Consider the following 15714-nt stretch of genomic DNA (forward strand, 5'->3'; position numbering starts at 1 on the left):
CAATGAGGGTTGCGGCAGGGGAGAACCATGAAAACGAAGATCATCGGAAAATACGTTGCGGCGTCGCTGGCCATGTTCGGCTCCGCTGCAACCAGTGCATACGGTTACGAGTTCACGACGGGCCTGAACGATCTCACGGGTTCGTGGGTGACCAACCTCACGGCCGGCGCGGGCATCCGCACCAAGAACCCGAGCTGTTCGCTCACCGGTGACCCGAACGCGTTCGACTGTGGAGCAGCTGCTAACGTGAACCAGTGGGGCGTTGGCGACAACGGCAACCTGAACTACCGCAAAGGGCAACCTTTCAGCACCTACATCAGCGCGACGAGCGAACTGCTGATGAAGATGCCGAGCGAGGGACTCAAGTTCATGATCCGCGGCACGGGCATGTACGACTTTCTCGCCGGTGACACGAACAGAACCCCGCTTTCGAGCACCGCATCGGCACAGGTCGTCTATGACGTGCAGTTGCTCGATCTGTGGGGTGAGAAGGATTTTACGATCGGTGGCAACGCCGCGCATGTCCGGCTCGGCAATCAGGTGATCAACTGGGGAGAAAGTATCTTCGCAATGGGTGGCGTGAACGCTACCAATTCGCTGGATGTCCAGAAGCTGCTGATTCCCGGCTCGCAACTGAAGCAGGCGCTCTTGCCCGCGCCGATGATCAGCTTTGCCGCGGATCTTTCTCATGGATTTAGTACTGAGGATTACTATCAGTTATGGTGGAACGGCAACCGCTATCCTCCGGTCGGCTCCTACTGGTCAGTGTCCAACAGCCTGGGCCGCGGGACGGAGCCATATACGGTAAGCACCAACAACCTCAACGTGGCCGGCCCGAGTGCAGGCACGATCGCCGGGCCTGCCAGCGGCAACCAGAACACGCTGAACGGTATCTACACTGGTCTTGTCAACGGCAATTTCGCCGGGCCGCCGAACAACGTCATTGGCCTTCCTGTCAACTGGGAGGCGCCATCGAAGTACAAGCCCCAGTTCGGCGTGAAATTCAACTATTCGCCGCGTTCTTTCGATGCGAACTTCGCGATCTACTACCTGAACTACACCGACAAGTCGCCGGTTCTTTCGTCGCTGGCCAACGGGACATTGCAGTGGTCGTATCTCCAAAACCGTCAGCTCTTTGGCGCGAGCGCGAACTTCGGGCTTGGCCCCTGGGCGATCGGCACGGAGCTTTCGTACCGGCCTCATGATGCCGTGGCGCTCTCCAGCTGTTATGGCGCCGGTGGGCCGCTCGACCTGAATACCAACGGCGTGACGGGCGTCGATTGCCAGCAGTGGGCCGACAAAAAGAGATTCCAGTACGACATCAACGGCATCCTCGCGCTCACACGCAGCGAATACCCGTTTCTCAAACTGATCGGCGCGGACGCTGCGGCGCTGACCTGGGAACTCACGTGGATCTACTACCCGGGGCTGAGCTCGAACGGCGTCACGCGCACGGTCAACGGGCAGACCGTCACGCAGGTGCCGATGGCGGGATATTTCCCATGGTTGAACAACAACTCGAGCTTGGGCTATCCCATCGGCATGGGACAGGGAACGTCGAGTTCGGTGGGCGCCACGGTGGACTTCAACTGGACCTATGACGGCTCTCTGATTCATGGCTGGCAGGTGACGCCGGGCATTACTTTCGCCGATGGTCTGTACGGCTATACCCCGACACTGAGCGCGAACTACATGCAGGGGGCGAAGTCGTTGAACCTCTATGTGCTGTTCAACCAGAACCCAACGGTGTGGCAAGCGGGAATCAACTACACGCTGTTCTGGGGAGGGCACAACACGGTCGGACAGCCGTATGCGGACCGAAACTTTGTCGGGATGTTCGTCACCCGCAACTTCTGACGATGCCATGCCGTACGTCATTGAATTACTGAAGGGATAATGCCGTGTTAAATCGCCTGGTAAAAACGCTGGAACGGTTCTTCTTCGGCCACCGTGCGGCGGTGCTCGTGAGCATCGGTCTGTTCACCGCCGTCATGGCCCTTTTCGCGGTGCAACTGCGCATGGACGCGGGCTTCGAGAAGCAGATGCCGATCGGCCACGAATACATCCAGACCTTCCAGAAGTATCGCTCCGACCTGCTCGGCGCGAACCGGATCACCGTGGTGGTGCGTGCACGCAAGGGCCCGATCTGGACGAAGGAAGGGCTGACGCGACTGTACAAGGTGACCCAGGCGGTGACGTACCTGCCGAATGTGGACCGAATTGGCGTGCAGTCGCTGTGGACGCCGAACGCCTACGTGAACGAAATCACCGATGAGGGCTTTCGCGCAGAGCCGATTATCTCCGGGACGATCACGCCCGACCAGCTCACGCCCGACGTTGTCGCGAAGGTCCGCCGTGCGACGACGCTCGGCGGCTATATCGGTACGCTCGTTTCGCACAACGAAGACAGCGCCATGATTACAGCCGAGCTCAACGAGCGCGACCGTAACGGCAAGGTGCTCGATTACGTGGCGTTCAACCACCTGCTCGAAGCGCAGATCCGCAAGCCGTTCGAAGACGCGGGCTATGAAATCCAGATCATTGGCTTTGCCAAGCAGATTGGCGATATCGCCGATGGCGCAACGGCGGTGCTCGGCTTCTGCGGCATTGCACTGCTGCTCACGGCGCTCGCGGTCTACTGGTACTGCCATTCGGTGCGCTTTACGGTGTTGCTGATTGCATGCTCGCTGACATCGCTCGTCTGGCAGTTCGGCACGCTGAAGCTGCTGGGCTTCGGACTGGACCCGCTGGCGGTGCTGGTGCCGTTCCTGGTCTTTGCGATCGGCGTCTCGCACGGCGTGCAGCAGGTCAACTTCATCGTGCGCGAGATCGCGCACGGCAACAGCTCGTTCGACGCGGCGCGGCACAGCTTCAGCGGTCTGCTGATTCCGGGCGTACTGGCCCTTGTCACCGCATTCGTATCGTTCATCACGCTGCTGCTGATTCCGATTCCGATGGTGCGGGAGCTTGCCATCACGGCCTCGCTCGGTGTGGCCTACAAGATCGTGACGAACCTCGTGCTCTTGCCGGTCGCGGCTTCGTGCTTCAACTTCACGAAGGGCTATGCGGACAGCGCGCTCAAGCGCAGCGAGCGACGCTCGGCGTGGCTGCGGGGGCTCGCGCGTATCGCGCAGCCGCGCTACGCGGGTGTCACCGTGGCGTTGACCCTGGTGGTGTTCGCACTGGCCGCCTGGCAAAGCCGCGACCGCGTGATCGGCACGCTGCAGCCAGGCGCGCCCGAACTGCGCGCAGATGCACGTTTCAACCGCGATGCCACGTCGATCGCTTCGAGCTACGACATCGGCCTCGACTGGCTCACGGTCGCGATCGAGTCGACGCCAAAGGGCTGCGATAAGCCAGCAGTCGGCCTGTACGAGGACGATCTCACTAGCGCGATGCGCACCGAGCCAGGCGTGGCGTCTGCCGAGTCGTACTCCGCGATGCTGCGCCGCTACAACCAGGGCTACAACGAGGACTATCCAAAGATGAATGTCGTGCCGATCGACCCGGAGAACTACGGCGCGGTCTCGGTGGATGTGGGCCGGGTGAAGGGCTTCATGAAGGCGGATTGCAGCATGACGGCCGTGCATCTGTTCCTCACCGATCACAAGGCTACGACGATCAGCCGGATTCTGGGCGATGTGAAGACGTATCGCGCGACGCATCCGTTCCCGGGCATTACGGTGCGTCTCGCGGCGGGCAATGCGGGCGTACTCGCCGCAACCAACGAGGAGGTGGCCGCGAGCGAGCTGCCGATGATGCTCTATGTCTACGCGGCGATCCTGATACTGGTGTTTCTCGCCTACCGCGACTGGCGCGCGATGCTGGCCTGCTGCCTGCCGCTCTCGGTGGCGACCTTCATCGGCTACTGGTTCATGAAGGAACTGCAGATCGGCCTCACGGTGGCCACGTTGCCCGTCATGGTGCTGGCAGTGGGCATTGGCGTGGACTACGCGTTCTATATCTACAACCGGCTGCAGGTGCATCTGGCGGGTGGGCAGAACATCGTGAAGGCGGTTCAGCACGCAATGCTGGAAGTGGGTGTGGCGACGATCTTTACGGCCATCACGCTGGCCATTGGCGTGGCGACGTGGAGCTTCTCGGCGCTGAAGTTCCAGGCCGACATGGGCAAGCTGCTGGCGTTCATGTTCCTGGTGAACCTGCTGATGGCGATGACGGCACTGCCGGCACTGGCCTCGGTGCTCGAACGCTGGTTCCCGCGCCGCAAGCCGGCGCGGGCGCCCGGACTCTTCAGCCATTGAACATGGGAGACGCAGTCATGATCAAGATGCTTGTTGCCTGTGCCGCGCTGTGCGTGAGTGCTGCAGTCTGGGCCCTGCCGCCCGGAACCGTTGCGGACTGGGCTGCCAAACCCGCCCATGCGTGGCCCGCGCCGGCGCACATGATGTTGATGGACGCGGCGCGCGCCGGTTCGCGCATCGTCGCGGTGGGCGAGCATGGCGTCATCATCCTTTCGGATGACGAAGGAAAGACGTGGCGCCAGGCGAAAGGAGCGGCTGTTTCGGCGACGCTCTCGGCCGTCACCTTTACCGACGCGCAGCACGGCTGGGCGGTTGGCCAGTGGGGCGTGATTCTCGCAACGGGCGACGGCGGCGAGACCTGGCAGAAGCAGCGCATGGACCTCTCGGTGGACCAACCGCTCTTCTCCGTGCTCTTCACGGGCGAGAAGGACGGCATTGCGGTCGGCCTGTGGTCGCTGATGCTCGCCACGCACGACGGCGGCAAGACGTGGACGAAGGTGACTGTGCCGAAGCCGCCGGGTGGCACGAAGGCGGACCGCAACCTGTACCACATTTTTGCCGACCGCCAGGGCTCGCTCTATATCGATTCGGAACAGGGGATGGTGCTGAAGTCCACGGATGGTGGCGCGAACTGGAGCTATCAGGCAACGGGCGGCAAGGGCACGCTTTGGTCGGGCGTGGCGCTGCCCGACGGGCGGATCGTGGTGGGCGGGCTGCTGGGCAGCCTGTACCAGAGCAGCGACGGCGGGGCGACGTGGGCGGCGCTGAACGCGGGCACGAAGAGTTCGATCACCGATCTCGTAGCGACTCGAAACGGACTGATGGGTGTCGGGCTCGATGGCCTTGTGTTCCGGCAACGCGAGGGCAGCACGTCGTTCGAGGTTCATCAGCGCGACGATCGCGCAACGCTCACCGCCGCATTGATGGATGGCGCCGGCAAGCCGGTGTTGTTTTCGCAGGAGGGGGTGCTGACGGTCCATTGAGAAACGCCAGTCGTTACCTTGTTGGAGCGTTCTCCGTAAGAGCAGAGACGAAAGGGGAGAAACAATGAAACTGAACTGGGCATGAAAGATGGATCGGAAACGTAAGCCGGATACACAGACCCGGCGCCAGCTGCTACGCGTTACGGCGATGGGCGCGGCGTCACTCGCGGCCGGCGGCATGTCGCTGGCACAGGCCGCCGTAACGAAGCCCATGAACGGCGACATTCTGGACGTCGCGATCATCGGCGCGGGTCTCGCTGGATTGACCGCGGGCCGCGACCTCAAACTGGCCGGATGCGATTCGTTTGTCGTGCTCGAGGCACGCAACCGCGTCGGTGGACGCACCTATAACCATGACCTCGGACACGGCGTCGTTTCCGAAGCCGGAGGGCAGTGGATCGGCCCGGGCCAGACCGCGATCTTCGATCTGGCACGTCAACTCGAGATCGATACATTTCCGAGCTGGTACACGGGTAAGACCGTCGTGATGGCGCAGGGCGCTACGGTGGCCCAGGATTTTCATGGCGGCACCGGGGGTGACGACACGATCGGCAACCGGCTTGCCGAACTGTCGCGCGGCGTGCCGTCCGGCGCGCCGTGGAAAGCACCGCATCTGGCGGAACTGGACAAGCTCTCTTACGGCGAGTGGCTCTTGCAGCAGGGCGTGAAATACGAGGACGGCTACTTTCTCGCGCTAGCCGCGAAGCTGACCACGGGCGGTGCGCCGGCGCAGCTGGGTCTGCTGCACTACTTGTCGATGATCAACAGTGCAAGCAGCAACTACACGCAGCTCGAAGCGTTCAAGGGCGGCGCGCAGGAAACGCGCATCGTCGGCGGTTCGCAGCGTCTGAGCATCAAGATGGCCGAGCAACTCGGCGACAAGGTCAGGCTGTCCTCGCCCGTGCGCAAGGTCACCGGCTGGGATCGCGACGTTGTCGAGGTGCACACCGATCAGGGCGTGGTTAAGGCGCGTCGTGCGATCGTCGCGATGAATCCGGCCCTGTGCAATCAGGTTGTTTTCGATCCGCCGTTGCCCGGTGGGCGGGCGCAACTCCAGCAGAACTGGCCCACGAACGCCCCCATGCGCAAGACGGTCCACGTCTACGACAAACCGTTCTGGCGCGACGCCGGTTATTGCGGAACGATCTTCCAGGTCGGTGGCCCGGTCTTCATGGCGTACGACAACTCGCCTCCCGATGCATCGCTCGGCGTGATCGCCGCATTCGTCGCGCCGGGGATGTTGCCGGACGATTCCGCGATGGCCGAAAAGACGCTGTCGGCCACTTTTGCCAAGGCATTCGGCGACCGCGCGCTGCATCCGACGCAGTTCCACGACTACGACTGGGGCCGGGTCGATCCATGGACCCTGCATTGCATCAATCCCATGCCGCCGGGCTTCTGGACCAAGTGGGGCAAGTATCTGCATCCCGAAGTGGGGCGCCTGATCTGGTCAGGGACCGAAACCGCCGACATCTGGGCCGGCGCGATGGACGGTGCCGTGCGTTCGGGCCACCGCGCTGCCTTGCAGGCGCTGGCCGGTTTCACTCGACGCGGCGAGGTGGCGTGAATGAAACGGGCATGGATCGTAAGCGCAGCCGTTGTGCTGGCAGGCGTCGCGGGCGTGGGAGCGCTCTACGGACGCGATTACCTCGACGGTATGCATTTCGAAAAGGCGATGAGCGAGATCGACAAGACGGCAGTGGCCAATGGTGGCCCATGGCCGCAACCGCAGGAGACCTGCTACTTCTGCCACGGTGCGCACGGGCAGTCCGTCAACGCCTGGTATCCGGCGCTGTCCGGACAGCCAGAAGCTTATCTCGTCGCCCAGTTGCACGCGTTTGCCGGCGGCCTGCGACCGAACCCCTACATGGGGGCGATTGCGAGGGAGCTTACGGCCGAGCAGATCAAGTCGTTGGCTGTCTATTTCGCGCGGCAGACGCCGGCCCAAAGCGAAGCGGTGCACGGCCAGGCGGCGCTCGAAAAGCGCGGGATGGCGCTCGTAGCGGCGAAAAGCTGTCAGGCCTGCCACGGGGCGTCGTTCATGGGCCGCGACCTGGTGCCACGACTGGCGGGGCAGGGCGAAGCCTATCTCGCCAAGCAGCTTGCTGCGTTCAAGACGAGCGAACGTCGTGACCCGAGCGGCGCAATGAACGGGATGGCGGCCACGCTGTCCGGCGAAGACATCCAGGCGGTGGCTAGCTACCTGGCCAGCCTGACGCCGGGTGGCAGCGCCGCAGGCACGCGATAGCTGCCATGGCGTAACGGGCAGGAACAGTGGGGTGACAGGGGAATACCCTGTATTTTTCCAGTTTCGTTAATTTGTCAACATGAACTAAGTTTGGTATCGTGTTCTATTAATGTGACATGCTTCATCGCAACACTGACTGACGGCGCTGTTCGTCAGCCGCCGGCGACATTCCCGGCATTTGACAGACGTAACATTTGACCAATCACGTTTCAGGAGACAAGCATGGCAAAGCATCCCGTCGTCGTTTATGGCGCAAGCGGTTACACCGGCATGTTGATCATGGACTGGCTCATCGACCAGGACATTCCCTTTACGGCGGTCGCGCGTAACGCGAAGCGCACGCAGGACATGATGGCGCAGCGTGTCGTGCGCCTCGAATCGGCGAACTACGAAGTCATCGAAGCCGAGCACAACGTGGATTCGCTCGTGAATGCCTTTCGCGGTGCGAAGGTCGTGTGCAACACGGTCGGGCCGTTCTTCAACTTCGGCCTCACCGCTGTGGAAGCGGCGCTCACAGCCGGTTGCCATTACCTCGACACGACTGGCGAACAGCACTATATCCGCCAGGTTCGCGAACAGTTCGGCGAGCAGTTCCGGCAGGCCGGGCTGCTGGTGTCGCCCTCGAATGCCTACATGTACACGTTCGCTGAAATCGCCGCCGAACTGGCGCTCGAAACTCCCGGTATAGACGCGCTGGAGACGGCCACGCTCACGCGCGGCCCGCGCGGCGCCGGCGCTGGTGTGAGCGTGGGCTCCACTGCGACCATCTTCGAGGGCTATCGCCAGGACGCGTGCTATCTGTGGGAAAAGAAGCTCGTGCCGCATGAAAAGCACGCTTCGTTCAATATCGCCTCTCCCGATTTCCTGCAACCCGTGTTCGCGCTGCCGTGGGGCGGCACTTCGCTGCCGGTGTACTTCGTGCACGATCCGCGCGTGCGCAGCTGCGTTTCCTGCGTGGGCTTCTACGACAACAACGCGATGCAGATGGTGCACGCGCTCGGGCAGAAGTGGGATGCCGAGTACGCGAACTTGCCGCGCGAGCAGCAGGATGCGGTGCTCAAGCAACTCGTCGATTCGACCACGCCTGCCATGCCGCCGCGCGAGCGCACGTCGCTTCATCGCACTGTCGACTTCGCGATTGGCCGCGGGCAGCTCTCCGCCGTTCGCGCGACCGTGCACGGCATCACGCCATACATCGCGACCGGCGCGATCCAGACGGCCGCGGCCATCAAGCTGCTCGACGGCGAGACCGCGGAGGTGGGCTTAGCCTCCGGTTCCCAGGCATTCGGGCATCGCTATCTGCTCGGCTTCCTCGAGCAGCGTGGGCTCGCGCGCGCGACCGTCGCTCAGCTGTAAGCGCCGCGAGTGCGCAGTTTCGGTACAGATTCAGGACAGACAGGGAAACACGGGATATGGCAATCATTGACTTCTTCGACCGCGGTTGGCGCATAAACCCCAACGGCATCGCCTACATCCAGGACGAGCGTAGCTATTCGTTCGATGAGGTGCGCACGGTGTCGTGCCGCATCGCTAACGGCCTGCTCGCTGCCGGCTTCGAAAAGGAAGCGAAGGCAGCGGTCTGGGCCGACAACGACGTCACGGCATGGACCTGCACGCTGGCGCTGTGGCGTGCGGGTGTGGTGTGGATCCCGGTGAACGGGCGCAACGCGCCGCAGGAGAACCAGTACCTCCTCGACGCGTTCGATTGCGAAGCGCTGTTTTTCCACCAGGCGTTCGCACCGGCGATCGAAGCGCTGCGTCCCAGCCTGCCCAAGGTCAGGCTCTGGGTCTGTATCGATGCCGATCTGCCGTGGGCGCCGTCGCTCGAGAAGTGGAGCGCGGCGCAACCTGCGACAGAGCCGCGCGTCGATTACGACATGGACGACATCGTGACCCTTTCGGCCACGGGTGGAACGACGGGTTTGCCGAAGGGTGTGATGAACACGCATCGCGCGTTTCAAACCTACTTCGCGCAGTTCATGATGGCGTTTCCGTATGGCGTGGAGCGTCCGGTGAATCTCGCCGCCGCGCCCATGACGCATACTGCGGGAATGCTCTCGCTGCCGTGCACCGCGCGCGGCGGCACGGTGGTCGTGTTGCCCAAGCCGGAGCCGGCGCTTCTTCTCGCGGCGATCGCGAAGCATCGGGTCACGGAGTTCTTCCTGCCGCCGACGGTCATCTATCGCCTGCTCGATATCCCCGGCGTCGAGGACCAGGATTTTTCGTCGCTCAAGTGCTTCCTGTATGGCGCCGCGCCGATGTCGGTGGAGAAGCTCAGGCGCGCGATCGTGGTGTTCGGTCCGGTTATGGCGGGCGGCTACGGACAGACGGAAGCCCCGGCGTCCATCTCCTATCTCACGCCTGCCGAGCACTTCGTCGACGGCAAGCCTGCGCCGGACAGCCGGCTCTCGTCGGTAGGCAGGCCAAACCCGCTGATCCGCGTCGAAATCATGAACGATCGCGGCGAGATCCTGCCGCAGGCCGAGACCGGCGAAATCTGCGTGCGCGGCGACCTCGTCATGAAGGGCTACTACAAGGCGCCGGAGAAGACGGGGGAAACGATCATCGACGGCTGGCTGCACACGGGCGACGTCGGTCATCTGGATGCCGAAGGGTATCTGCACATCACCGACCGCAAGAAGGACATGATCATCAGCGGCGGCTTCAACGTCTACCCGAGCGAAGTCGAGCAGGTCATCTGGGCGCACCCTGCGGTGCAGGATTGCGCGGTGATCGGAGTGCCCGACGAAAAGTGGGGGGAGGCCGTGAAGGCGGTGGTGGAGCTCAACGCGGGTCAGAGCGTCAATGCCGAAGATCTCGTGGCGTTGTGCAAGGAGAAGCTCGGCTCGATCAAGGCACCGAAGACTGTGGACTTCGTCGCGGCACTACCTCGCAGCACGGCCGGCAAGGTGCTGAAGAAGGATCTGCGCGAGCAGTACTGGCAGGGTCAAACCCGCCGGATCTGAGCCAGTAACGTTGAGATAAAACACCATGAGCGACATTTACATCGCCGGCATTGCGATGACCGTGTTCGGCCGGCACTTCGAGCGCAGCATCGACGGTCTCGCGGGCGAAGCGCTGCGCGGAGCATTGAAGGATGCGGGTTGCGATGCCGGGGCGATCGGCGCGGCTTTCTATGCCGGGATCACCAACGGGCCGCTGCAGGGCCAGTTGTCAATTCCGGGGCAGGTCGTGTTCAGCAAGATCGGGATTGAAGGCATTCCGGTCTACAACGTCGAAAACGCCTGCGCATCGGGCAGCACCGCGGTGCATCTCGCCGCGCAGGCACTTCGGTCGGGCGCCTGCGACGTGGCGCTCGCGCTCGGCGCGGAGAAGATGAACGTCGCGGACAAGGCGAAATCGTTCGCCCTGTTCGAGGCGGGCTGGGACGTGTCGCGCGTCGACGAAAACTTCGCCAGTCTGATGAAGCTCGGCGAAGGCTTAGAGCCGCCGCCCGGATCGGAGTCCGATCGGCCCTATAGCCGCTTCATGTCGGTCTACGCCGCGCTGTGCCTGTATCACATGAAGACTTACGGCACCACGCAACGCCAGATCGCTGCCGTGTCGTCGAAGAACCATCTGCATTCGGTGCACAACCCGTATTCGCAGTTCCGGCAGCCGTTCACGATCGATGAAGTGCTTGCGGCACCGCCGATCACGTATCCGATCACGCTGCCGATGTGCGCGCCGGTTACAGACGGTGCGGCAGCGGCGATCCTCTGCACCAAAGAGGGACTACGGCGCATCGGCGCCGACCACAAGCGTTGCATCCGGATTGCGGCGAGCGTGCTTCGCAGCTTCACGCATCGACACGCCGACGAGCCGGAAAAGAACATCGGCCGCCTCGCCGCGCTGCAGGCCTATCAACAAGCAGGCCTCGGCCCCGAGGACATAGATGTCGCAGAAGTGCACGACGCGTCGGCAATGGGGGAAATCATCCAGGCCGAAAATCTGCAACTGGTCCCGATCGGCCAGGGCGGCCCCGCAGCCGAGCGCGGCGAGTTCACCCTCGGCGGGCGCATTCCCATCAACACATCCGGCGGCCTCGAATCGAAGGGTCATCCACTGGGTGCGACGGGAATCGGTCAGCTATACGAACTGGTGACTCAACTGCGCGGCGAAGCGGGCGCGCGTCAGGTATCCGGCGCGCGGCACGCAATGCAGGAAAACGGTGGCGGATTTCAGGGTATCGAAGAGGCGGCGCTTGCCGTCCACATTCTGAGCAAGACTTGATGGAGCGTGCATGAGCGAGACAACGGAAGGACAGGCAGGACAACAGGACGGCTCGCGTTCCGGAGTGAGCCGCCGCACCTTCATCAAGGGCGCGGCGGCAGCAGCCGTAGTGGTGCCGGCAGTGGCGGCCACGCAATGCGCGCGCGTCGAATCGGCTGGGCCAGTGGAGGAGGCCAAAATGACCGCTGACATGGAGAAGTACCGCGCGCTTGGCGGTTGGGTGGAAAGGCCGGGCGACATGCAGCCGGAACTCGTGGGCGACGCGAGTGCGGATGTGATCATCGTCGGCGCCGGGTTTGCCGGGCTGTCGGCTGCGCTGGAACTGGTCAGGCACGGAGCGAAAGTGATCGTACTCGAGCGCGAGTTTGCCGGCTTTGGTGCAAGTGGACGCAACGCTGGCTATCTGGCCGGCGCACTCGCGCTCGAGTACGATCTTTTTCTCAAGAGCATCGGCAACGAAAAAGGGAAGGAGATCGTCCGCTACTACGAGGACGCCGTCCCTTTCGTGGAGGGCAAGCTCAAAGAGTACGAGATTGACTGCGACTACAACCAGACCGGCATTATCCGTGCAGGCATTGATCCCGCACAGGAAGAGAAGGTGCGCGAGGACATGCGAACCGGCGCCGAGTTGGGCTTTCAATCAGAGTTTCTCGATCAGGCTGAGATGCGTGCTCGTGGCATTCCGCCGGCGTTTCTGTTTGGCAACTACGTGCCGCGCGGCGGTACGCTCCATCCCGGCAAGTACGTGATGGGGCTCAGGCGCGCGGCGCTGCGCTCGGGCGTGAAAATCTACGAGAATACGCCGCTGCTGTCTTACACGGAGGGGCCGATCGTCAAGGTGCAAACCCCGCGGGGCAGTGCGAGTGCCCCGGCTCTGATGCTGGCGACCAACGCCTATACGCCGCAACTCGGTCTGCTCGCGGACAAGGTTGTGCCGCTACGGGTCTCGGCGATCGAGACCGAGCCGCTCTCCGATGCCCAGCGCAAGGCTTTGGGCTGGCCGCGACGCGAAGGCATCGTGACGGCGCACTGGACCATGGAAAGTCATCGCCTGACCGTCAACAACACGCTCGTGGTGACGACCAAGCGTCTCCATTACCCATACGGCTCCAGAACACCGAACGTACCCGACTATGATTCGTATCGCGAGCTGCGCACGGCTCTGCATGACCGCTTCCCGACCCTCAAAGGCATCGCGCTGCGGGCATGCTGGAGCGGCTATATCAGCTTTGCCAATGACGCGTTGCCGGTCGTCGGGGCAACGGGCGCGCATCAGAACATTTTCTACAGCGCTGGGTGCTCCGGGCATGGCGTGGCCGCCCAGTCCATGGTGGGAAACATGATCGCCGGGCGGATTCGCGGCACCGAAAATCCGCTCCTTTCGGCGCTGGATCACAAGACGCCGTCGACACTGCCCGAGCCGTTGCGATGGTGCGTCATGAATGGGGCGCTGGGCGTGGTGAACGTGCTCGACGACCGTGTGAACGGCAAGGCGCGTGCCGCGCAAGCGCAGCGGGCGTAATGCGATTAGCGCCACAGAATGCTTTCGGAGACCATGCCGCTCGAGGCCCCGATTGGGGCATTCGGAGAGTCACTTGATGTTTGACTACTGCGAATTGAGGTGATATTGGGCGAGGACGAACGCTGCATCACGCGCCCGCCATGAGGATGGATGTTCAACCTGGTGTAAGGTATAGTCATGTTTACCTAGAGAACGGTTCGTGTGACCGCGTTGCTTCGCTTCGGCGAGGCGTCATACTTCACTCAGGACGGAAAGCGATGACAGTGCCAAAAGAACCCAGCACCCGTAAGCGGCGCCCGTCGAGCGCAGCACCTTCCACGGGAACCGCACCCGACGGACTGCGGGCCCAGGGCATACGTACGCGCAATGCCATTATTCGTGTGGCGAGGAAGCTCCTGCTCGAGAATGGTCCCATGGACTTCTCGCTGCGTGCCGTTGCGCTGAAAGCGGGAATCAGTGTCAGCAACCTTCAATACTACTTCCCGACGCGGCCTGACGTCGTGCGGGCGGTGATGGCGCCGGTGATCGACACGTATCTCGACGTTCTGAAACAGGCGCTCCAGAACAATGCCTCGCCACGTGCGAAAATCGACACCATTCTCGATCAGTCGTTGCGGGACGCGAAGGACTCGAAGAACATCCCGCTGTGGTGGCATTTCTTTTCGTTTGCGTCTACAGACCTCGAGTGCGCACAGATGCGAGACGAATGGTACGACACCTTGACAAGCGAATTTGCCCAGCTCATTCGCGCCGTGAATCCGGAGCGTGGGGCGGCCGAGAGTGCACATATCGCCATGTTGCTCATTTCAATGGTGGACGGAATGACACTCCATCTGGGCACCACGCGCAGCAAGCGCGCATACATGCGAGGGTTCGAAGCGAAATTTCTTCAGGTCGCGCATGAGATGGTGTGGGGGAAGACTGTCGACGCCAAGGCGGCTTAGGGCAGGTCACGCCAGTTCTGGCCCCGGCAGCCACAGCAGCCATGGCAGCGTAGAAAGAGGACAGGGGAATACCCTGTCTTTTTTTTTCGGCTAGTGTTTTGTATCGTTACCTATGTTTGTATTTGTGTTCTATAAGTGAGATGACCGGGTTGTCGGGCAGTCCGGTCGACATGCGTCCAGGAGAGGAGGAGTACCGAAATGATTCGACTGCACAAGTCCGTAGGGTTGCCGCTGGCAGGATTGACCGGTTTCGAAACGCCGATGAGCGAGGAGGAGCGTGCGATCCAGGACACGGTTCACCGTTTCGCACGCGATGTACTGAAGCCCGTCGGCCGCGAACTCGACCGCATGACGCCGGAGGAAGTGATCGCGCCCGGTTCACCTTACTGGGCCGCCATGATGGAAAGCGCGAAACTGGGCCTCGATCCGCAGCTTCTCACGCAGCTTCCCCCAGACATGGCGGTGCGCATCGAATCGCTGATCGGCGAAGAGCTCGGCTGGGGTGATGCTGGGCTTGCCGTTTCGATCGGCGTGGCGCCCGCTCCGTTGATGATGGCGCAGTCGGTTGGCAATCAGGAGCTGATCGACATGTGCACCGGCAAGATCGGCTGCTGGATGAACACCCAGCCCGACCGCGGCTCCGATGCCGCGATTCTCTACCGCGACGAGATCAGCGCGGGCGGCAAGCAGCCGGTCGGCAACCTCACGGCGAAGGTGGGCACGGACGAGATCGTCATCAACGGGCAGAGTTCGGCGTGGATCTCGAACGGCTCGGTCGCGCAGGTGGCTCTTGCGTATATGGCTGCAGACTACGGTGACGGCTTCTACGGTACCGGCGAACATGGCATGTTCACCAACGGCGTGGGCATGATCATTCCGCTCGATCTGCCGGGTATCTCGCGCGGCAAGCCGCTCGACAAGATTGGCCAGCGCTCGCTGCCGCAGGGCGAGATCTACTTCGACAACGTGAAGGTGCCCAAGCGTTTCGCCGTTGCATTGCAGGACGATTATCTCGGCAATCTGGCCTCGACCTGGTCGTTCGCCGGCACGCACATGTGCCAGGTGTTCGTGGGTGTGGCCCGCGCCGCGTTCGAACTCGCACTGGCGTATTGCCACGAACGTAAGCAGGGCGGGGCGTTGTTGATCGATCACCAGATGACGCAATTGCGCGTGGGCGAGATGCTGCGTCGGCTGGAGATGGCGCGGGCCATTGCGCGACGCAGCCTCGCGTTCTCGCGCCTGTCTCCGAAGAGCCATCCCTACGCGACGGCCCAGGCCAAAGTCAGCGTGACCGAGGAAGCGATGAAGATCACGCACGAGGCCTTCCAGCTCTTCGGCGGCAACGGCACCACCCGCGAATTCCCGATCGAGAAACTGTTCCGCGATGTGCGGTCCGCACTGATCGAAGATGGCGAGAACTACCACCTCACGTTGCGCCTCGGCGTGCTGGCAGGAAAGCTCTACCAGGGCGGGTGGACGAAGGAGTAAATATGTCGTCGACCCGATGTCGCGGCGTGGCGTC

At 62.5% G+C, this 15714-nt stretch carries 11 protein-coding genes; all 11 read left to right on the forward strand.

Features of this window, described 5'->3' with window-relative positions:
• Positions 1–27: 27 nt before the first annotated feature.
• The 11 genes from B0G77_RS13945 to B0G77_RS13995 all read left to right on the forward strand — a co-directional run bounded on the left by B0G77_RS13945 (position 28) and on the right by B0G77_RS13995 (position 15680).
• Complete coding sequence (locus B0G77_RS13945) at positions 28–1857, forward strand: DUF1302 family protein (RefSeq protein ID WP_133662652.1); 1830 nt, start codon at positions 28–30, stop codon at positions 1855–1857.
• 44 nt (positions 1858–1901) lie between these two features.
• Positions 1902–4262 (forward strand): efflux RND transporter permease subunit, encoded by a 2361-nt coding sequence (locus B0G77_RS13950; protein ID WP_133662653.1) that lies wholly within the window; start codon positions 1902–1904, stop codon positions 4260–4262.
• A 17-nt stretch (positions 4263–4279) separates the two neighbouring features.
• Positions 4280–5245: a YCF48-related protein gene (locus B0G77_RS13955; RefSeq protein WP_133662654.1), complete on the forward strand. Its 966-nt coding sequence runs from the start codon at positions 4280–4282 to the stop codon at positions 5243–5245.
• A gap of 88 nt (positions 5246–5333) precedes the next feature.
• Positions 5334–6812, forward strand: a complete 1479-nt coding sequence (locus B0G77_RS13960) for an FAD-dependent oxidoreductase (RefSeq protein ID WP_133662655.1) — start codon at positions 5334–5336, stop codon at positions 6810–6812.
• The gene (locus B0G77_RS13965) at positions 6813–7493 is read left to right on the forward strand and encodes a c-type cytochrome (RefSeq protein ID WP_133662656.1); all 681 of its coding nucleotides are present in this window, start codon (positions 6813–6815) and stop codon (positions 7491–7493) included. It abuts the gene before it with no gap.
• A gap of 222 nt (positions 7494–7715) precedes the next feature.
• Positions 7716–8849: a DUF5938 domain-containing protein gene (locus tag B0G77_RS13970; protein ID WP_133662657.1), complete on the forward strand. Its 1134-nt coding sequence runs from the start codon at positions 7716–7718 to the stop codon at positions 8847–8849.
• A gap of 56 nt (positions 8850–8905) precedes the next feature.
• The gene (locus B0G77_RS13975) at positions 8906–10459 is read left to right on the forward strand and encodes an AMP-binding protein (RefSeq protein ID WP_133662658.1); all 1554 of its coding nucleotides are present in this window, start codon (positions 8906–8908) and stop codon (positions 10457–10459) included.
• A 25-nt stretch (positions 10460–10484) separates the two neighbouring features.
• Positions 10485–11726, forward strand: a complete 1242-nt coding sequence (locus tag B0G77_RS13980) for a thiolase family protein (protein WP_133662659.1) — start codon at positions 10485–10487, stop codon at positions 11724–11726.
• A gap of 178 nt (positions 11727–11904) precedes the next feature.
• A complete protein-coding gene (locus B0G77_RS13985) occupies positions 11905–13248 on the forward strand; it encodes an FAD-dependent oxidoreductase (RefSeq protein ID WP_133664143.1) in 1344 nt (447 codons plus the stop codon).
• Positions 13249–13628: 380 nt separating this feature from the next.
• A complete protein-coding gene (locus tag B0G77_RS13990; protein ID WP_347814178.1) occupies positions 13629–14192 on the forward strand; it encodes a TetR/AcrR family transcriptional regulator in 564 nt (187 codons plus the stop codon).
• A gap of 198 nt (positions 14193–14390) precedes the next feature.
• Complete coding sequence (locus B0G77_RS13995) at positions 14391–15680, forward strand: acyl-CoA dehydrogenase family protein (RefSeq protein WP_133662661.1); 1290 nt, start codon at positions 14391–14393, stop codon at positions 15678–15680.
• Positions 15681–15714 lie beyond the last annotated feature (34 nt).

Origin of the sequence: Paraburkholderia sp. BL10I2N1, assembly GCF_004361815.1 — a bacterium.
Classification (GTDB): domain Bacteria; phylum Pseudomonadota; class Gammaproteobacteria; order Burkholderiales; family Burkholderiaceae; genus Paraburkholderia.

Coding starts and splice junctions, on each gene's coding strand:
- B0G77_RS13945 (WP_133662652.1), top strand. CDS start 28: ATGAAAACGAAGATCATCGGAAAATACGTTGCGGCGTCGCTGGCCATG.
- B0G77_RS13955 (WP_133662654.1), top strand. CDS start 4,280: ATGATCAAGATGCTTGTTGCCTGTGCCGCGCTGTGCGTGAGTGCTGCA.
- B0G77_RS13960 (WP_133662655.1), top strand. CDS start 5,334: ATGGATCGGAAACGTAAGCCGGATACACAGACCCGGCGCCAGCTGCTA.
- B0G77_RS13965 (WP_133662656.1), top strand. CDS start 6,813: ATGAAACGGGCATGGATCGTAAGCGCAGCCGTTGTGCTGGCAGGCGTC.
- B0G77_RS13970 (WP_133662657.1), top strand. CDS start 7,716: ATGGCAAAGCATCCCGTCGTCGTTTATGGCGCAAGCGGTTACACCGGC.
- B0G77_RS13975 (WP_133662658.1), top strand. CDS start 8,906: ATGGCAATCATTGACTTCTTCGACCGCGGTTGGCGCATAAACCCCAAC.
- B0G77_RS13980 (WP_133662659.1), top strand. CDS start 10,485: ATGAGCGACATTTACATCGCCGGCATTGCGATGACCGTGTTCGGCCGG.
- B0G77_RS13985 (WP_133664143.1), top strand. CDS start 11,905: ATGACCGCTGACATGGAGAAGTACCGCGCGCTTGGCGGTTGGGTGGAA.
- B0G77_RS13995 (WP_133662661.1), top strand. CDS start 14,391: ATGATTCGACTGCACAAGTCCGTAGGGTTGCCGCTGGCAGGATTGACC.